Source organism: Nocardioides ginkgobilobae (assembly GCF_054781275.1).
The window spans coordinates 142,639-161,102 of the sequence record NZ_BAAGUS010000006.1 but is presented as its reverse complement, the minus strand read 5'-3'; the positions used below and the strand labels follow the sequence as shown (position 1 = coordinate 161,102).

Genomic DNA, 18,464 nt, shown 5'->3' with positions numbered 1-18,464 from the left:
CACGCGCGACCCCACCGGCAGCGGTCCTGACGGCCGCGGGGCCGGCGAGGTCAGCGGAAGACCGACTCCCGCTGCATCAGCAGGGTGTAGAGCGTCTGCTGGATGGTCTCGCGCACCTGGTCGGTGACGTTGAAGACGAGCATCGGGTCGTCGGCGGCGCCCTCGTCGTACTCGTCGGTGCGGATCGGCTCGCCGAACTCCAGCAGCCACTTCGAGGGCAGCGGCACCAGGCCGAGCGGGCCCAGCAGCGGGAAGGTCGGCGTGATCGGGATGTAGGGCACACCGAGCAGCCGGGCCAGCGAGGGCAGGTTGCCGACGAGGGGGTAGATCTCCTCGGCGCCGACCACCGAGAGCGGCACGATCGGCACCCCGGTGCGGATCGCGGCCGAGACGAAGCCGCCGCGGCCGAAGCGCTGGAGCTTGTAGCGCTCGGCGTACGGCTTGCCGATGCCCTTGAAGCCCTCGGGCCACACGCCCACGAGCTCGCCGCCGCGCAGCATCCGCTCGGCGTCCTCGTTGCAGGCCAGGGTGGCGCCGCCCTTGCGGGCCATGGTCGAGACGATCGGCAGCCGGAAGACGAGGTCGGCGCCGAGCGGGCGCAGGAAGCGGCCGGCGTGGTCGTGGATGGAGACCATCGTCATGAGGCCGTCGACCGGGACGGTGCCGGAGTGGTTGGAGACCACCAGCGCGCCGCCGTCGGCGGGGATGTTCTCGATGCCGCGGACCTCGATGCGGAACCACTTCTGCGCGATCGGGCGCAGCGCGGCCATGAAGAAGCGCTGGGTGATCTCCTGGTCGAAGCCGTACTCGTCGACGACGTAGCTGCCGGTGACCCGGCGACGCAGGAAGGCGAGGAAGCGGGCGAGCTGGACCTCCCACTCCTCGCCGAAGACCTCGCGGGCCGCGACCTGGAACGCCGCCATCAGGTCGGCGGCCGGGATCCCGCCGGCGTGGCGGTCCCGGGTGCGGACCGCGGGTCGCTCGGGGACCGTGGTCTGCGGGGCTGCGGCCGGGGCCTGGTCGGCCTCGGTCGCCTCGGGGGCGGTCGGCTCCGCCACCTCCTCCGACGTACGCCGCTGGGCGGGCCGCCCGGAGGCGCCCTTGCTCCCGGCGCCACCGCCGGCGAGGCTGCGGGCCGCCGAGGACGGGGCCTTGCCCGTGCCGCGACCGGGGCGCCCGCGGGTGCCGATCGGGATGATCTCGGCGTCACCCATGCTCTGCTCCTCCGGGGGCTCCGTGGGCGGGGACGGCACGCGGACCGGTGGCCTGCTCGGCACCCTCGGGGCCGGCGACCGCCTCGAGCACCGGCTCGTCGGGGTCGGGCAGCGCCTGCGACAGCGCGGCCAGGACCCGCTCGGCCCGGCCGCCGGTGGGCGTGAGGGTCGTGGCGAAGTCGGCGAAGGCCTCCGCGGTTGTCATGGTGGGCTCGAAGCCGAGCTGGGTGCGCATGCGGGTGGTGTCGACGCCACGGCCGTAGGTGAGGAACGCGAGCTGCTCGGGCGAGAAGTCGGCGACCCGGGCCTGGCGCAGCAGCTTGCCGATCCGGCCGACCGCGAGGGCGGGCATCGGGACGGTGGGCCGCTGCAGGCGACGCAGCGCCTGGGAGAGCATGAGGATGCCGTCGCCGGCGACGTTGAAGGTGCCGGCGACCTCCTCGCGCACGGCGTGCTGCAGCACGCCGTAGAGGTCCTGCTCGTGCAGGACCTGCAGGCGGGCGTCGTACCCGATGACGGTCGGGACGACCGGGAGCCGGAGGTAGGAGGTCAGCGGGCTGACCACGGCGGGACCGAGCACGTTGGCGCAGCGCAGGGTGGTGACCCGGACGTCCGGGCGACGTCGCGCGAAGCCGCGGACGTAGCTCTCGACCTCGGCGACGTCCTTGGCGTAGCCCGAGCGCGGCGCGCGGCGCGGCTGCATGTCCTCGGTGAACATCGCGGGATCACGGTTGCTGGCGCCGTAGACGGTGGTCGTCGACTTCACGACGAGGTGCTGCAGGGACGTGGCCCGCTGGCAGGCGGCCAGCAGCTGCATCGTCCCGATGACGTTGAGCTCCTTCATCGTGTTCCGACCGCCGGCGGTGCCGGGGGTCGCGATGACGCTCATGTGGACGACGGTGTCGACGTCCTCCTTGGCGATCACCTTGGCGATCACCGGGTTGCGGATGTCGGCGCGGATGAACGAGACGTCGCCGACGTCGCCGCGCGGGGGGACGACGTCCACGCCGATGACGCGGTCGACGCCGGGGTCACCGGCCAGGGAGCGCGCGAACGTCCGGCCGAGGTCTCGCGAGACCCCGGTGACGAGTACGACCTTCCCCAACTCCGCCTCCGGCTGCCCGTCGCCCCTGAGGGGCGTTCACGACGGTGGACTCATCCCCCGACCCGGGCCGCGTCGCCCGGGCGGGCAGGTGAGGGGCGCGGCGCCAGCCCGTGCTGCTGCTGGCGCGCGCCGCGGCTCACTTGCCGAGCTTGCGACGCTGGACGCGCGTCTTCTTGAGCAGTTTGCGGTGCTTCTTCTTGGCCATGCGCTTGCGGCGCTTCTTGATGACCGAACCCACGAGGTGTTCCTTTCCAGCCTGGACGTCCGACGCGTCGGCGCAGGACCGGCTCAGCCTAGCCGCCGGTCAGGTGACCAGCAGAATCGGCCTCTCCCGTGGGACCCGCGGCCCCGCACACCACGGGGCGTCCCGGGCTGGGCGGTGGGCCGCCCGGCGGCGCGGGCGGTGGCTCAGCCGGCGTCGTAGAAGCTCTTGCGGAGGTACTCGTTGGCGTCGGTCTCGCGCACCCGGAAGGAGCGGCCGACCCGCACCGCGGGCAGCTCGCCGGAGTGCACGAGGCGGTAGACGGTCATCTTGGAGACCCGCATCATCGCCGCGACCTCGGCCACGGTGAGGAACTGGGCGTCCGAGATGTCACCGGTGGAGTTGCTCATCGTGCACCGTTCTTTCTGTCGCGGCTCGTCCCCCGGCTTCCCCACCGGAGGTACTACGACCACGTCCTGCGTGAGAATAGAGCCTGGTGTGACTCGTGGGGAAGAGGTCTACTCGAGCAATCCGAGATTCGTCGGCGTGTCGCCTTGAAACCCACACGCATTCCCTACTCATCCTGGACGCATCTCCGCAGGTCACGCGTCCCGCCGCACGCTCCCCGCGTATCGTGGGGTCCGGCGGGCTACGGCAGCGGGTCGAGGCCGTGCAGCGGGAAGACCTCGGTGCGGGTGGCGTGCACCGAGCGGTCCAGCCACGTGGAGGGGTCGTAGCCCTCGCTCCAGTCGCGGTACGCCGGGTCGCGACCGTCGCCCATCCGACGGGGTCCGACCCGACCCAGCCGGTGCTGCACGTGCTCCAGCCACGAGCCCGGGACGTCCGTGGTCGGCTCGAGCGGTCGTCCGGCCACCTCGGCCAGCAGGTGGGTCCAGGTGCGCGGCACGACCCCGACGATCTCGTAGCCACCGCCGCCCACGGCCACCCAGCGCCCCTCGGAGACCTCGTGCGCGAGCTCGTGGAGCGCCCCGATCGTGGCCCGCTGGCCGTCGACGCTGAGCATCAGGTGCGCCAGCGGGTCCTCGGCGTGGGAGTCGCAGCCGTGCTGGGTGACCAGCACCTGGGGGGCGAACTCGCGCAGCAGGGGCGGCACCACGGCGTGGAAGGCCCGCAGCCACCCGGCGTCGCTCGTGCCCGGGGGCAGCGGCACGTTGACCGCCGACCCGGGGGCGTCGGGGCCGCCGGTGTCGGTGGAGGCACCAGTGCCGGGGAAGAGCAACTCGCCGGTCTCGTGCAGGGAGATGGTCAGCACCCGCGGGTCGTTCCAGAACAGCCGCTCCACGCCGTCGCCGTGGTGCACGTCGACGTCGACGTATGCCACGCGCTCGACGCCCTGCTCGAGCAGCCAGTGGATGCCGACCGCCACGTCGTTGTAGACGCAGAAGCCGCTGACCCGGTCGGCCATCGCGTGGTGCAGGCCGCCGGTGATGTTGGCGGCGTGCTCGACTCGCCCGCCCCACACGGCCCGGAAGGCCTCCAGCGTCGCGCCGACCACGTGCGCGGTCGCGGTGTGCATCCCCTCGAAGACGGGGTTGTCGTCGGTGCCGAGCCCGAAGGTCAGGTCGGCCGCACCCGTGGTGCCGGCCCGGGTGACGGCCTCGATCAGGGCTGCGTCGTGCACGGTGAGCAGCTCGTCGTCGGTGGCCACCGGCGCCGGCGTCGCCACCAGCCCGCCGGGTCCGAGCACGTCGAGGGCCTCGGCCAGCCGCATCGTCAGGTCCACCCGCAGCGGCGACATCGGGTGCGCTGGCCCGAAGTCGTAGCCGGTCAGGAGGGGGTCGAAGACGACCGTGGACCGGGTGGGGGTGGGACAGGCTGGCACCCGGCGACGGTACTCCCGTCCGTCCGGGGGACCTGGGCGCGTCCACCCCGCGCACCCTGTCCCGGGACCAGCCCTGCGCTACTTCTCAAGCCAGCGCTACTTCTCCAACCAGCGCTACTTCTTCAGCCGGCGCGACCCGGCGTGCCAGTCCTCGGTGCGGCCGACCTCGTCCTCGGCCACGCCGAGCGCGCGCAGCTGGGGCAGCTCGCGCAGCGAGCGCTTCATCTCCGCGAAGCCGGGGAAGGTCGCCAGACCCACCACGTGGTCCCACAGCCGCAGCGCGTCCTCGTCGGAGGGCACGCGGCTGATGACCGGGCCGAAGAACGCCGCGCCCTCCGGCGGGGCGACGTGCAGGATCGGGGTGCCGACGTCCTTGCCGGTCAGCGCCAGCGCCTCGTCGGTGTCGGCCTGGATCGTGGCGTCCCAGCCCTCCTCGTCGTACGCCGCCGCGAGGTCGGCCGGCAGACCTGCCTGCTCCAGGGCGACCGCGAGGACCTCACGACCCCGGGTCGGTCGCAGCGGGTCCTCGGCGGGGTCCGCGTCGAAGATCCGCGAGCTGATCGCCGGGTAGAGGTCGGCCAGGACCTCCGGACCGTGGGCGTCGCGCGCCGCGGCGCACACGCGCAGCAGGTGCAGGCCGGCGGTGTGGCCGGCCTCGTACTCCGGCGGGAAGTGGCTGTCGTAGTCGACGTGGGCGTTCAGCAGCCGCAGGGAGATCAGCCGCCACTCCACCGCGTAGTCGCGCTGCCGCTGCACGCTGCGGACCCACCGCGAGGTGAGCCAGGCGAACGGGCAGACGGGGTCGAACCAGAAGCGGAGGTCGGGGGTCTCGGTCACGGGGTCCACCCTGCTCCGCCGGCGCGGGCGGCGTCACGCCCGCGAGGTGGGCCAGCTGGTGCAGCTGCTTGCGGATCATCACCAGGTCGCCCCAGGCCAGGGCCGCCGCCCGGGTCCGCTGCGCCCGCGTGCGGCCGGGGACGACCATCCGGCAGTGGAGGCGGCACCGGTCGGGGCCCACCGGGTGGGCGGCGTACGTCACCGCGAGGGGGCCGGAGAGCCGCTCGCCCCGCTCGGACAACCGGCCCGTCCAGGCGTGCCCGGGCTCGACCTCGGTGCCGACGTAGACCGTCGCCATCCGCTGGCCTACCTCGACCACCTCGGTGGCCGGGTCCAGCTCGGTCGGGCTGCGCCGGCCGAGGTTGTCGACGAGGTCGTAGGAGTACGGCGCCAGGGCCAGCTGGGAGAGCCAGCGGTAGCCCCACGACGCCGGGGCCGCGCAGTCGACCGCCCGGTCGAGGTGGATCGTCGGGCCCTCGACCATCGCGTCGCACGGCAGACCCATGAACAGCTCGTCGGGGCTCGTCCCCCACGACCACGGCAGACCCATGGCGCCAGCCTGCCAGGACGATCCAGCCGAGACCGGCGCCGCGGTCGGACGGCCTACGGGCGCGCGGGGCCGCGGTCGGACGGGGGCGCCCCCGGAGGAGCGTGGATGGGCCTGGCCCCCGTCTCGTGAGGGACGAACGAGACGGGTGGTTGCGACGAAGGGGGCGCCCCCGGCAGACCGCGGCCCCGCGCGCCCCACCCGCCGTCCGAGCGTGGCGCCGCGCACCCCACCCACCGACGACCACCCTCGGCGCCCCCACAAGGGGGCGAGGGTCAGCTGCCCTCGGCGAGCTGGCGCGAGCGGTCGCGGGCGGCCTCCATGGCGGCGAGGAACGCCGCCCGGACCCGGTGCACCTCGAGCTCGCGCAGCGCGGTGGCGGTGGTGCCGCCGGGGCTGGTGACCTGCTCGCGCAGGACGGTGGGGTGGGTGCCGGTCTCGCGCAGCATCTTGGCGCTGCCGACGAGGGTCTGGATGACCAGCTCGGAGGCGGTCGAGCGGGGCAGCCCCAGGTGCACGCCGGCCTCGATCATCGACTCCACGACGAAGAAGATGTACGCCGGGCCGGAGCCGCTGATGGCGGTGACGGCGTCCTGCTGCCGCTCGGGGATGCGTACGACGCGGCCGACCGAGGCCATGAGGGACTCGGCCTCGGCGAGCTGCGCCTCGGAGCAGTGCGACCCGGGCGAGACCGCGGCCATGCCCTCGTCGACGAGCGCCGGGGTGTTGGGCATGACCCGCACGACCGCGACGCCCTCGGGCACGTGGGACTCGATGAACCCGGTCGTGGTGCCGGCGGCCAGGCTCACCAACAGCTGGCCGGGGCGCAGCACCGGGGCGATCTCCTCCAGCACGTCGGCCATGTCCTGGGGCTTGACCACCAGGGCGACGGTGTCGGCCTTCGCGGCGGCCTCGACGTTGGAGACCACCGTGACGCCGTACCGCTCCTCGAGCTCGGTGACCCGCTCGGCGCGCTTCTCACCGACCAGCAGGTCGTCGACCCGGCGCCCGGAACGCACCAGGCCCGACAGCAGGGTCTCCCCCATCACGCCGGCACCGATGATCGCGGTCTGGCTGGCCATGCTGTGTCCCCGTCCTGGGCCTGCGCCGTGCGGGGCAGGACCTACTTCTTCGAGATCAACGACTTCACGAAGAATGACAGGTTCTGCGGACGCTCGGCGAGGCGGCGCATCAGGTAGCCGTACCACTCCGTGCCGTAGGGGACGTAGACCCGCACCGTCTCCCCGGCCGCGGCGAGACGGCGCTGCTCCTCGGGCCGGATGCCGTAGAGCATCTGGAACTCGTAGGTGCCCGGGGCGCGGCCGTGGCGGCTGGCCAGCGACGAGGCGATCTCGACCATCCGCGGGTCGTGGGTGGCGATCATCGGGTAGCCCTGGCCGGCCATGAGCACCTTCAGGCACCGGACGTAGGACTTGTCGACGTCGAGCTTGTCCTGGAAGGCGACCTCCTCGGGCTCGGCGTAGGCGCCCTTGCACAACCGCACTCGCGAGCCCTCGTGGGCGAGCTGGCGGCAGTCGGCCTCGGTGCGGTGGAGGTAGGCCTGCAGCACCGCGCCGGTCTCGGGGAAGTCCTGGCGCAGCTCGCGCAGGATCTCCAGCGTCGAGTCGGTGGTGGTGTGGTCCTCCATGTCGAGGGTGACGGTGGTGCCGGCGTTGCGCGCGGCCCGGCAGATGGTGCGGGCATTCTCGAGCGCGATCGCGTGCCCGCCGTCGGGCAGCGCCTGCCCGACGGCCGAGAGCTTCACCGACACCTCGGCGCCGTGGGCGAGCCCGTCGGCCGCGAGGGCGGTGAGCATCTCGACGTACGCCGTCACGGTGGCCTGCGCCTGGGCGACGTCGGTGGTGTCCTCGCCGAGGAAGTCGAGGGTCACCTTGAGCCCGTCGTCCTGCAGCCGGGCGGTCGCGTCGACCGCCGACTCCGTCGTCTCCCCGGGCACGTAGCCCTGCACGATCCCCGCCGAGACCGGCATCGTCGAGACGACCTTCTTCACCGCCTCGCTGCGCGAGAGGAGCAGGAGCGGCTGGCGGAGCAACGACATGCCCGACAGGCTACGTCGGGCTACTTGTCAGGTCGCAGGCACCGTGAAGTGCTCGCGGGCGAACTCCAGCGACTCGCGCAGGTCGGCCTCGCGCTCCTCGGCGTCCGCGCAGCGGCGGGTGTTGATCTCGAGCACGATGTCACCGCCGTACGCCGTGCCGAAGCCCGTGGCCGCGAGGTGGCGCAGGAACCGGGCGGCGCCCATGCCGCCGCGACCGGGCACCAGGTGCTCGTCCTTGGCCGAGCCGGAGCCGTCGGTGAGGTGGACGTGGTGGAGCCGGTCGCCGAGCCGCTCGGCCATCTCCACCACGTCGTCCTCGGCGATGGCGGCGTGGGAGAGGTCGATGGTGGCGTGCGCGTACTCCTCGGCCGAGGGGTCCCAGCCGGGGAGGTACATCTCCGTGCCGCGGGTGCGGCCGCGGACCTGGGCGCGCCAGGGGTACATGTTCTCCACCGCGAAGGCCAGCCCCGTGGAGGCCTCGAGGGCGGCGATCCCCTCGACGAACCCCTTGGCGTACTCCTTCTGCCAGCGGAACGGCGGGTGCACCACGACGGTGCCGGCGCCGACCTCGTGCGCCATCTCCGCGGAGCGCTCGAGCTTGCCCCACGACTCGGTGCCCCAGACGCGCTGCGTGAGCAGCAGGGTCGGCGCATGCACGGCGCAGATCGGCAGGCCGTGGTGCTCGGAGAGCTGGCGCACCGCCGCGGTCTGCTGGGAGAGGGCGTCGATGCCGACCATCACCTCGACGGCGTCGTACCCCAGCCGCGCGGCGTAGGCGAAACCGTGCGCGGTCGACTCGGGGTACACCGAGGACGTCGACAGCCCGATCCGCGTCGTCACGTGCCCATCCTCTCGCGTCGGTGGTTGCCCGGTCGTCGGTCCGTGGTGGCCCCGGGGGTGCCGGGGGGTCTCAGCCCAGGACCGAGAGCTGGTCGAGCCTCTCCAGGATGACGCCCTCACGCAGCGCCCACGGGCAGATCTCGAGCGCCTCGAGGCCGAAGATGTCCATGCACGCCTCCGCGACCAGCGCACCGGGGACCAGCTGGTGGGTGCGGCTCGCGGAGACGCCGGGCAGCTCGGCGAGCGCCTCGTCCTCCATGTCGACGAGCTTGGGGATCCACTCCCGCAGGTCGGCCAGCGGCAGCACCCGCGGGACCAGCGGCCCCTCGGAGGAGGGCGCGGCGCCACAGACCCGGGCCAGGGAGCGGAAGGTCTTCGAGGTCGCCGCGGCGTGGTCGGGCGGGCCGATGCGCAGCAGGTGCCCGGCGTCACGGGCGATCTCGGTGCGGATCTCCTTGCGCAGCGACCGCACGGTGTCCTCGTCGACGGGTCCGCGGGCGAAGTGGGTCCGCGCCAGCCGGGCCGCGCCGAGCGGCAGCGACCAGGCCACGTCGGGGGCCTCGTCGGCCCCGCCGGCGATCTCCAGCGAACCGCCGCCGATGTCGAAGACGGCCAGCCGGCCCGCGGACCAGCCGAACCACCGGCGTACGGCGAGGAAGGTCAGCCTCGCCTCGTCCTCGCCCGAGAGCACCTCGATCCGCTGCCCGGTCTGCTCGTGGACGTGGTCGAGGACCGCGTCGGCGTTGGCGGAGTCGCGCACCGCGGAGGTGGCGAACGCGAGGATCTCCTCGCACCCCTTGTCCTCGGCGACCTGCAGGGCCTGCGCGGTGAAGTCCGTGAGCGCCTCGATGCCGGTGCCCGAGACCGCGCCCTCGTCGGGACCGGCCGGCACGAGGTGCTCGGCCAGGCGCAGCGGCTCCTTGTAGGAGTACGCCGGCAGCGGCGCCGCGCCCCCGTGGGCGTCGACGACCAGCAGGTGTCCGGTGTTGGACCCGATGTCGAGGACCCCCAGGCGCATGGGGCCACCGTACTGCCGCGCGTCGTCGCCACCGGTCGCGTCCTGCGCGTCGGCGGACGGACCGCGTGGGGAGGTGACCTAGCCTGTGCGCCGTGCCCGAGGTGATGCTGGACTTCCCGCGCGCGTGGGTGGAGTTCCCCAACCCCGCCGACACCGACGAGGTCCTGCGCTGCGACCTCACGTGGCTGACGTCGTCGTGGACGTGCATCTTCGGCACCGGCTGCGCCGGGATCTACGCCGACGCCCCCGACGTCGGCTGCTGCACCCTCGGCGCGCACTTCGCCGACGACGAGGACGAGGAGCGCGTGGCCGCGGCCGTGGAGCGGCTCGACGACTCGCTGTGGCAGCACAAGCCGGCCGGGAGGCTCAAGCGCAAGGACTGGGTCGAGAAGGACGACGAGGGCGCGCGCAAGACCCGCACCATCGAGGTCGACGGGCAGCAGGCGTGCGTCTTCGCCAACCGGCCCGGCTTCCACCCCGGCAACGGGATCGGCGGCGGCGGCTGCGCCCTGCACGCCCTGGCGGTCCGCGAGGGCCGCAACCCGCTGGAGACCAAGCCCGACGTCTGCTGGCAGCTGCCGGTGCGCCGCACCTTCCGCGACGTCGAGCGCCCCGACGGCAGCTCCTACACCGAGGTCTCGATCGCGGAGTACGACCGGCGCGGCTGGGGCCCGGGCGGGCACGACCTCGACTGGTACTGCACCGGCAACACCGAGGCGCACGTCGCCGTCGAGCCGGTGTTCCTCACCTACGGGCCGGAGCTGACCGAGCTCATCGGCCCGGCGGCGTACGCCGAGCTGGTGCGGCACTGCGAGGCCCACGTGCGCTCGCGATCGGCGCTCGCGCTGCACCCCGCCGACCCGCACTGAGGTCTGCCGGTCGAGGCGCGAGGAGCGCCGGCGACGAGCCACGAGACCCATCCCCCTGCCCGGACAGACCCTCCACGGGACGGGTGTCTCGACGTCGAGAGACCTCGACCCCGATGCCAGGAGTCAAGGGGCCGTCTCCCACACTGGACGCCATGCGCCTGGACCACCTCTCGTACGCCGCAGGACCCGACGGACTGGAGAGCACCGCCCGCCGCATCGGTGCCCTGCTCGGCTGCGAGTTCCTCGACGGCGGCGTCCACCCCCGCTTCGGCACGCGCAACATGGTGCTGCCGCTGGCGGACCGGACCTACCTCGAGATCGTCGAGGTCCTCGACCACCCCGCCTCCGACAAGGCCCCCTTCGGCCAGGCCGTCCGCGCCCGCTCCGCCCTCGGCGGCGGCTGGCTGGGCTGGGCCGTGGCCGTGGCCGACATCGCCGTGCCCGAGGAGCGTCTCGGCCGCGCAGCCGCCCAGGGCAGCCGGCACCGCCCCGACGGGGTCGAGCTGCGCTGGAAGCAGATCGGCATCAACGGCCTGATGGCCGACCCGCAGCTGCCGTTCTTCATCCAGTGGGAGGTCGGCGAGGAGCTGCACCCCAGCAACGGTGCCGACGGCGCCTACAGCCTGGCCTGCCTGGAGATCGCCGGCGACCCGCAGCGGGTCAGCGAGTGGCTGGGCGAGTCCGTCGAGGCCCCGCTCGAGGACGTGAAGGTCGAGTGGGTCGCCCCGCACGGCACCCCCGGCATCATCGCCGTCCAGGTCCAGACGCCGCAGGGCCTCGTCCGGCTCTGACCGGCGCGTGAGCACCACCTCTGCAGGGTCTCCAGGGTCCCCCGAGACCCCCGAGGGCACCCGTCCCTCCCCCAACATCTGGCACCACACCGAGACCTACGAGGTCGAGAACCGCGCCTTCGACCCCGACGGGCTGGTCGAGGCCGCGATCGCCTCGGTGCTGGCCGGTGGCTCCTGGGCCGGGCTCGACGTCCTGGACCTGGGCTGCGGCACCGGCTTCCACCTGCCCCGCTTCGCGACCACGGCCGCCTCGGTCGTCGGGGTCGAGCCGCACGCCGACCTGCGCGCCATCGCCGCACGCCGCACCCGTCGGCTGCCGCACGTGCGGGTCCTGGAGGGCACGGCCCAGTCCGTGCCGCTGCCCGACGCCTCCGTCGACCTCGTGCACTCGCGGTGGGCCTACTTCTTCGGCCCCGGCAGCGAGCCCGGCCTCGCCGAGGTCGCCCGGCTGCTGCGCCCCGGCGGCGTGCACGTCGTGGTCGACAACGACGCGTCCCGCTCGACCTTCGGGTCGTGGTTCGCCCGGGGGTTCCCCGAGGTGGCCACGCCGGCGGCGAAGCAGGCGTTCTGGGAGTCGGTCGGCTACCAGCGCGTGCCGGTGCTGACGCGGTGGTCGTTCGGCTCGCGCGAGGACCTCGAGGCGGTCGTCTCGATCGAGCTGCCCGCGCCGGTGGCGGGCGAGGTGCTCGCCGACCTGCCGGCCGGGACGCTGGAGGTCGACTACGCCGTCGACGTGCTCTGGCGGCGTACCTGACGCTCGGCGGTCAGCGGCGGTCGGGGCCGGAGGAGTCGCGCACCTCGAGCGTCGGGGTGAGCAGGACGCCGCGGTGGGCGACGCGCGGGTGGCCGAGCAGGCCCTCCAGGGCGGAGACGACCTCGACCGCGACCTCCTCGAGGGGCTGGCGCACCGAGGAGAGGCCGGGGCGCACGACCTGGGCGACCTGCGAGTCGTCGAAGCCCACGACCGCGACGTCGTCGCCGGCGCGCAGGCCGCGCTCGTGCAGCGTGTGCAGCACCCCCATCGCGAGGGTGTCGGAGGCGCAGACGAAGGCGGTCGGGCGCGCCTCGTCGAGCAGCACCCCGGCGGCCGAGCGGCCCGAGGCGACGGTGTCCTCGACGCGCGAGGCCAGGCCGGTGGTGGGCAGGCCGCGGGCGTGCATGGCGCGGTGCCAGCCCGAGCGGCGGTCCTCGCCGATGAAGGAGTCCTTGCGCCAGCCGATCCAGGCGATCCGCTCGTGGCCCTTGTCGAGCAGGTGGTCGGTGGCGAGCTGGCAGCCGGCAGCCCCGTCGACGTCGACCCAGGCGTGCGTGGCGCCGGGGTTGTCCCACGGCCGCCCGAAGGCGACGAACGGGGCACGGCGCGAGTCCAGCCAGCTCGCCTGCGGGTTGCCGAGGTAGGTGTCGGTCACCACGAAGGCGTCGACGGCGGTGGAGCGGAGGAGGTCGTCGTACCCGGCCAGCGGGTCGCCGACGTCCCCGGAGAAGAGGAGCACGTGGTAGCCGGCCTCGCGCGAGGTCTCCACCAGGGAGTGGACGAAGCGGTCCATGGTGGCGTTGGCGGTGCCCTCCTGGACCGGCTGGATGCGCAGGCCGATGAGGTGGGAGGAGCGGGTGCGCAGGTTGCGGGCCGCGCGGTTGGGGAGGTAGCCGAGCTCGCTGATCGCCTCCTGCACGCGCATGAGGGTGTCGGCGCGCAGCAGGTCGGGGTTGTTGACGGCGTTGGAGACGGTCTGCCGGGAGACCCCTGCACGCTCGGCGACGTCGGCCAGGGTCGGCGGCGTGGTCGGCATCCGACCGGGGATCCGGTTCACCGCACCTCCTCGCCCTGACTGGTCGGCTGGCTGCCGCGCCGGGATGGATCGATCCAACGACGTACGCCGCAGCATATCCGCGCCCCGCGCGGACCGCTCCGCGTCGGGTGGGGTGCGGTGCTCGAGCAGCACCGTGGAGGCCGGGGGCGCGCGTCGCCCGGACCACTGTCGGCGCCCTCGCCTAGCGTCTCCCCCATGCCAGCCGCCCGCACCGCCAAGCCCGCCCGTCCGGGCTACCGCTGCTCCGAGTGCGGCTGGGAGACCGGCAAGTGGGTCGGTCGCTGCGGGGAGTGCCAGGCCTGGGGCTCGGTCGCCGAGACCGCTGCGCCCACGCTGCGGGCCGCGGCCGCGCCGGTCACCTCGCCGGCGGTGCCGATCGGCCAGGTGTCGGTCGAGGAGTCGGCGTTCCGCAGCAGCGGGGTCGCCGAGCTCGACCGCGTGCTCGGCGGCGGGCTCGTGCCCGGAGCCGCGATCCTGCTGGCCGGCGAGCCCGGGGTCGGCAAGAGCACGCTGCTGCTCGAGGTGGCCGCGCAGACCGCGCGGCAGCGACACCGCACCCTCTACGTCACCGGCGAGGAGTCGGCCTCCCAGGTGCGGCTGCGCGCCGACCGCACGAGCGCGGTCGAGGGGGAGCTGTTCCTCGCCGCCGAGACCGACCTCGGCGCGCTGCTGACCCACGTCGAGGAGGTGCGCCCGACGCTGCTGGTCGTCGACTCGGTGCAGACCATCGGCGCCTCCGGCGTCGACGGGGTGCCCGGCGGCGTCACGCAGGTCAAGGAGGTCGCCGCGGCGCTGATCCGGGTGGCCAAGACCCGCAACATCACCACCGTCCTGGTCGGCCACGTCACCAAGGACGGCTCGATCGCCGGGCCGCGGGTGCTGGAGCACCTGGTCGACGTGGTGCTGCACTTCGAGGGCGACCGCAACAGCCGGTTCCGGATGGTCCGGGCGATGAAGAACCGCTTCGGCCCGGTCGACGAGGTCGGCTGCTTCCAGCTCGACGCCTCCGGCATCGAGGCCGTGGCGGACCCCACCGGGCTGTTCGTGGAGCAGCACCACGGCAAGGTCGCCGGCACCTGCGTGGGCGTGACCATGGAGGGGCGGCGCCCGCTGCTGGCCGAGGTCCAGGCGCTGGTCACCAAGTCGACCCTCGACAAGCCCCGACGCACGGTCAGCGGGCTCGACGGCCAGCGCACCGCACTGGTGCTGGCCGTGCTGGAGCGGCACTGCGGCATGAAGCTCGCCGGCCTCGACGTCTTCGCCTCCACCGTCGGCGGTGCCCGGCTCCAGGAGCCCGCCAGCGACCTGGCACTGGCCGTCGCGCTCGTCTCCTCCTACCTCGACGAGGCGGCCCCGGTGGGGACGATCGCCATCGGGGAGATCGGCCTGTCGGGCGAGCTGCGCCGGGTGCGCGACCTGCCCCAGCGCCTGGCCGAGGCGGCCCGGCTCGGGTTCAAGGTCGCGGTCGTCCCCGCCGGTCCCGACCAGCGCGGTCGGCCGGCACCGGCCCGCACGATCGACGGGATGCGGGTCCTGGAGGTGCCCAGCGTCATCACCGCTCTCGACGTGCTGCGGCTGACCGGGCGCAACGCCGGCCGCGCCCCCGCGGTCCCCGACTTCTAGTCCCTGCTGGGGTTCCGCATCCCTGCCCGCTGCTGTGCGCCCGCGGCCCCTCCCCCTGTCCCACCCGGCGGGGTGCGCATGTCACACGACCGCAGGGGGTTCCCCGCCCTACACTGCCGAGGAGTGGCGCGCACGGACGCGCCCGAGGCCCGAGGAGACCCGTGGCGACCGACCGCACCGACGACACGCTGCGACTGCGCGAGACCCTCGCGTCGATCGCCCCCGGCACGCCGCTGCGTGACGGGCTCGAGCGCATCCTCCGCGGCCGCACCGGCGCCCTGATCGTGATCGGCCGGGACCGCGTCGTCGACGGCATCAGCACCGGCGGCTTCGAGCTCGACGTCCCGTTCACCGCCACCGGCCTGCGCGAGCTGGCCAAGATGGACGGCGCGATCATCGTCGACGCCCACCTCAACCGGATCATCCGGGCCGCGGTCCACCTGATGCCGGACCACACGATCCCCTCGGAGGAGACCGGCACCCGGCACCGCACGGCCGACCGCGTGGCCAAGCAGACCGGGTTCCCCGTGATCTCGGTCAGCCAGTCGATGCAGATCATCGCGGCGTACGTCGGGGACACCCGCCACGTGCTGGAGGACTCCGGCCAGATCCTCTCCCGCGCCAACCAGGCGCTGGCGACGCTCGAGCGCTACAAGCTGCGTCTCGACGAGGTCTCCTCGACCCTGTCGGCGCTGGAGATCGAGGACCTCGTCACCGTCCGCGACGTCGCCGTCGTGGCGCAGCGGCTGGAGATGGTGACCCGGATCGCCCGCGAGATCGAGGACTACGTGCTGGAGCTCGGCACCGACGGCCGGCTGCTCTCCCTGCAGCTGGAGGAGCTCGTCACCGGGGTGGACTCCGAGCGCGAGCTGGTCGTGCGCGACTACCTCCCCGACGCCCACCCGCTCGACGACCCCGCCGACCTGCTCGCCACCATGGCCGCGCTCTCGCCCACCGACCTCGTCGACCCCGCGGCCGTCGCCCGGGTGCTCGGGCTCGGCACCGGCGACCACCTCGACGGCGCGGTCGCCCCGCGCGGCTACCGCCTGCTCGCCAAGGTCCCCCGCCTGCCCGGCACGGTCGTCGACCGGCTCGTCGAGCACTTCGGCACGCTGCAGAAGCTGCTCTCCGCCGGCGTCGACGACCTCCAGGCCGTCGAGGGTGTCGGCGAGCTCCGGGCCCGCTCGGTCCGCGAGGGGCTGTCGCGGCTGGCGGAGTCGACGATCCTCGAGCGGTACGTCTGAGGCGCGGGTCGCGGTAGTCCGAATCATTTCTGATGCTCAGCGCGCGCTGGGCATCAGAAACGATTCGGACTACCCCGCGCCCAGCACCGCCAGCCCCGCCTCGAGCAGCACGGGGACCGCCTGGCCGGCGGTGTCGAAGCCCGGGCCCGAGGTGGCGCCGGCGCGGTGGCGGTGGTCGATGCCGGCTGCGATGACGGCGAGCTTGAGGTGCCCCAGCGCCAGGTGTTCGTCGAGGTCGACGAGCGGGACGCCGCCGGCCCCTTCGTACGCCGCGGCGAGGCCGGCCGCGTCGGGCAGCCGCGGGCTGGTCCACGCGGTGGGCTCGCCGATCACCAGGTCGAGCGCGGCGTTGCGGTAGACGCACATCATCGCCACGTCGGCGACCGGGTCGCCGATGGTCGAGAGCTCCCAGTCCACGACCGCGGCCACCGACGGCGCGACGGCGGGCGAGCCGTCGAGGGTGAGCAGCGTGTTGTCGATCCGGTAGTCCCCGTGGACGATGCCGGTCGCAGCCTGCCGGGGCAGCCGGTCCCCGAGCGCGGTGACGAGGGAGTCGGCCATGCCGCGCACGGAGGGCTCGGCCTCGCCGCCGACGATCTCCCACTGGCCGGCCCACCGGGTGAGCTGGCGGGCGGCGTACGCGTCCGGGCGGCCGAAGCGCTCCAGCCCCACCGCCACGTGGTCGACGTGGTGCAGCGCGGCCAGGGTGGCGGCCAGGGCCGCCACGACGCCGTCGACGGTCGCCCCGTCCAGCTCCGCGAGCTGCGCGGCGGTCTGGACCGTGCGGCCGGGCACGAAGCCGGCGACCGCGAACGGTCCGCCGATCAGCGACTCGTCCTCGCACAGCACGACGGCCGGCGGCACCGGCACAGCGCTGTTCGCGAGCGCCGAGGTCACCCGGAGCTCCCGCGCCACGTCGTGGGCCGACGGCGTGCGGCCGGCCCGCGGCGGCGTGCGCAGCACCCACCTCGACGCACCGTCGTCCAGCGCGAAGGTCAGGTTGGAGCGCCCGCCCGCGATCAGCCGCGCCGACAACGGACCTGCGAGGTCGGCCCCGGCACCGGCCATCACCTCCGCGACCGCGGCGAGCTCGGCCTCGCTGAGGGCGGGTACGCCGGCAGCGGCCGCGCGAGCGCCGCCGTCGGTGCCCGCGTCCGGGCTCACGGACGCCCCGCGCCCGGCTCGCCCAGCTCCGCGGTGATCGCGCGGACCGCGCGCCTGGCGATCGACCAGCGGTGCACCTCCGAGGGACCGTCGTAGATCCGGAACGGCCGCACCTCGCGCGCGATCCTCGCCACCGGCAGCTCGGTGGAGACCCCCAGCCCGCCGCACAGCTGCTGGGACCGGTCGGCCACCCGGTGCAGCGCCTCGGCCGCGAAGGTCTTCGCGATCGAGGTCTCCTTGTTGCCGCGTCCGCCGTCGTCGAGCACCCGGCAGGCCTCCATCAGCAGTGCCCGGGTCGCGGCCAGGTCGATCTCGTTGTCGGCGACCAGCTGCTGCACCATGCCCTGGTCGGCCAACCGCGACCCGAAGGCCTCGCGGGAGGCCACGTAGGCCACCGCCACCTCGTGGGCGCGGCGCACCGCGCCGGTCCAGCGCATCACGTGCGTCATGCGTGCCGGACCCAGCCGCACCTGCGCGTAGGCGAAGCCCTCGTCGACCCCGCCCAGCACGTCCTCGTCGGGCACGAAGGCGTCGGTGAACGAGACCTCGCAGTGCCCACCGAGCATGGAGGTGTCCACCATGCCGACGTGCCGCTCGACGACCAGCCCCTCGGTCGAGGCCGGCATGAGGAACATCGTGGCGCCACCCGCACCCCCCGGCTCCCCGGACGTGCGCGCCATCGTGATGAAGAAGCCCGCGCCGTCCGCGCCGGTGATGAACCGCTTGGTCCCGTTGACCACCCAGCCGCCGTCGACCTTCGTCGCCCGGGAGGCCAGCATCGTCGGGTCCGAGCCGGCGCCCGGCGCCGGCTCGGTCATCGCGAAGGCCGAGCGCACCTCGCCACGCGCCAGCGGCTCGAGGTAGCGCTCGCGCTGCGCAGCCGACGCCACGTGGTCGAGCAGGTGGATGTTGCCCTCGTCGGGCGCGTTGATGTTCAGCGCCATCGGGCCGAAGAGCGAGTAGCCGGCCTCCTCGAAGACCGGCGCCCGGTCGACCATCCCCAGACCCAGACCGCCGCAGTCCACCGGCGCGTGCGGCGCGAAGACCCCCGCGTCCTTGGCCGCGGCCTGCAACCGGGTGCGCAGCTCCTCGCCGCCGGCCGCCTCCACGTCACCGTCGTGGGCGTCGTCCAGCGGCAGCACGACGTCGCGCACGAGGGCCCGGGTGCGCTCGACGACCGAGCGCACGTGCTCGGGGAACCGCATCGGGTCGTGGCTCATGGGGTTCCTCCTCGGACGGGTACGCCGGAGCCGGGCGACTCCGACCGAGCGGTCGCTCGGTGTCCGCCAGGATGCCA

18 protein-coding genes are annotated in these 18,464 nt (G+C 73.9%); 5 read left to right on the top strand and 13 right to left on the bottom strand.

Going from position 1 to position 18,464, the window contains the following annotated elements; all coding sequences use genetic code 11:
• Positions 1 to 50 precede the first annotated feature (50 nt).
• The 10 genes from ACYVID_RS08195 to ACYVID_RS08150 form a co-directional block, all read right to left on the bottom strand.
• The gene (locus ACYVID_RS08195; protein WP_460736197.1) at positions 51 to 1,214 is read right to left on the bottom strand and encodes a lysophospholipid acyltransferase family protein; all 1,164 of its coding nucleotides are present in this window, start codon (positions 1,212 to 1,214) and stop codon (positions 51 to 53) included.
• On the bottom strand, positions 1,207 to 2,319 hold the full coding sequence (locus ACYVID_RS08190) for an NAD-dependent epimerase/dehydratase family protein (RefSeq protein ID WP_460736195.1): 1,113 nt from the start codon (positions 2,317 to 2,319) through the stop codon (positions 1,207 to 1,209). Before ACYVID_RS08190 ends, ACYVID_RS08195 begins: the two co-directional genes overlap by 8 nt.
• A gap of 136 nt (positions 2,320 to 2,455) precedes the next feature.
• Positions 2,456 to 2,557, bottom strand: a complete 102-nt coding sequence (locus ACYVID_RS08185) for a 30S ribosomal protein bS22 (RefSeq protein WP_008356322.1) — start codon at positions 2,555 to 2,557, stop codon at positions 2,456 to 2,458.
• 170 nt (positions 2,558 to 2,727) lie between these two features.
• Positions 2,728 to 2,931: a helix-turn-helix domain-containing protein gene (locus ACYVID_RS08180; RefSeq protein WP_300643985.1), complete on the bottom strand. Its 204-nt coding sequence runs from the start codon at positions 2,929 to 2,931 to the stop codon at positions 2,728 to 2,730.
• Positions 2,932 to 3,170: 239 nt separating this feature from the next.
• Positions 3,171 to 4,364 (bottom strand): acetoin utilization protein AcuC, encoded by a 1,194-nt coding sequence (locus tag ACYVID_RS08175; protein WP_460736192.1) that lies wholly within the window; start codon positions 4,362 to 4,364, stop codon positions 3,171 to 3,173.
• Between the two features lie 114 nt (positions 4,365 to 4,478).
• Positions 4,479 to 5,201, bottom strand: a complete 723-nt coding sequence (locus tag ACYVID_RS08170; protein WP_460736190.1) for a mycothiol-dependent nitroreductase Rv2466c family protein — start codon at positions 5,199 to 5,201, stop codon at positions 4,479 to 4,481.
• 822 nt (positions 5,202 to 6,023) lie between these two features.
• Positions 6,024 to 6,830 (bottom strand): pyrroline-5-carboxylate reductase, encoded by an 807-nt coding sequence (gene proC / locus ACYVID_RS08165; protein ID WP_460736188.1) that lies wholly within the window; start codon positions 6,828 to 6,830, stop codon positions 6,024 to 6,026.
• A gap of 41 nt (positions 6,831 to 6,871) precedes the next feature.
• Positions 6,872 to 7,807, bottom strand: a complete 936-nt coding sequence (locus ACYVID_RS08160; RefSeq protein WP_460736186.1) for a proline dehydrogenase family protein — start codon at positions 7,805 to 7,807, stop codon at positions 6,872 to 6,874.
• A 27-nt stretch (positions 7,808 to 7,834) separates the two neighbouring features.
• Entirely contained in the window at positions 7,835 to 8,647 is an 813-nt protein-coding gene (locus tag ACYVID_RS08155) for a sugar phosphate isomerase/epimerase family protein (protein ID WP_460736184.1), read from the bottom strand.
• Between the two features lie 70 nt (positions 8,648 to 8,717).
• A complete protein-coding gene (locus tag ACYVID_RS08150; protein WP_460736182.1) occupies positions 8,718 to 9,665 on the bottom strand; it encodes a Ppx/GppA family phosphatase in 948 nt (315 codons plus the stop codon).
• Between the two features lie 92 nt (positions 9,666 to 9,757).
• Between ACYVID_RS08150 and ACYVID_RS08145 the strand changes: the two genes are divergently transcribed.
• From ACYVID_RS08145 to ACYVID_RS08135, 3 genes are all read left to right on the top strand, one after another.
• Positions 9,758 to 10,534: a hypothetical protein gene (locus ACYVID_RS08145; RefSeq protein ID WP_460736180.1), complete on the top strand. Its 777-nt coding sequence runs from the start codon at positions 9,758 to 9,760 to the stop codon at positions 10,532 to 10,534.
• A 152-nt stretch (positions 10,535 to 10,686) separates the two neighbouring features.
• Entirely contained in the window at positions 10,687 to 11,325 is a 639-nt protein-coding gene (locus ACYVID_RS08140) for a VOC family protein (RefSeq protein ID WP_460736178.1), read from the top strand.
• 7 nt (positions 11,326 to 11,332) lie between these two features.
• A complete protein-coding gene (locus ACYVID_RS08135; protein WP_460736176.1) occupies positions 11,333 to 12,079 on the top strand; it encodes a class I SAM-dependent methyltransferase in 747 nt (248 codons plus the stop codon).
• A 10-nt stretch (positions 12,080 to 12,089) separates the two neighbouring features.
• Here ACYVID_RS08135 and ACYVID_RS08130 read toward each other — a convergent pair whose 3' ends face one another.
• On the bottom strand, positions 12,090 to 13,136 hold the full coding sequence (locus ACYVID_RS08130) for a LacI family DNA-binding transcriptional regulator (protein WP_460736174.1): 1,047 nt from the start codon (positions 13,134 to 13,136) through the stop codon (positions 12,090 to 12,092).
• A gap of 195 nt (positions 13,137 to 13,331) precedes the next feature.
• On the opposite strand from ACYVID_RS08130, the gene radA reads away from it, so the two are divergent.
• Both radA and disA read left to right on the top strand, forming a co-directional pair.
• Positions 13,332 to 14,759 (top strand): DNA repair protein RadA, encoded by a 1,428-nt coding sequence (radA, locus tag ACYVID_RS08125; protein WP_460736172.1) that lies wholly within the window; start codon positions 13,332 to 13,334, stop codon positions 14,757 to 14,759.
• A gap of 161 nt (positions 14,760 to 14,920) precedes the next feature.
• Positions 14,921 to 16,003, top strand: a complete 1,083-nt coding sequence (gene disA, locus ACYVID_RS08120; RefSeq protein ID WP_460736170.1) for a DNA integrity scanning diadenylate cyclase DisA — start codon at positions 14,921 to 14,923, stop codon at positions 16,001 to 16,003.
• A 69-nt stretch (positions 16,004 to 16,072) separates the two neighbouring features.
• Here disA and ACYVID_RS08115 read toward each other — a convergent pair whose 3' ends face one another.
• Positions 16,073 to 17,167 carry a phosphotransferase family protein gene (locus ACYVID_RS08115; RefSeq protein ID WP_460736168.1) on the bottom strand — a complete coding sequence of 365 codons (1,095 nt, stop codon included), beginning with the start codon at positions 17,165 to 17,167 and terminating at the stop codon, positions 16,073 to 16,075.
• Positions 17,164 to 18,387, bottom strand: coding sequence for an acyl-CoA dehydrogenase family protein (locus ACYVID_RS08110; RefSeq protein ID WP_460736166.1), 1,224 nt, complete (start codon positions 18,385 to 18,387; stop codon positions 17,164 to 17,166). The genes ACYVID_RS08115 and ACYVID_RS08110 overlap by 4 nt, the downstream gene beginning before the upstream one ends.
• Between the last annotated feature and the right edge of the window lie 77 nt (positions 18,388 to 18,464).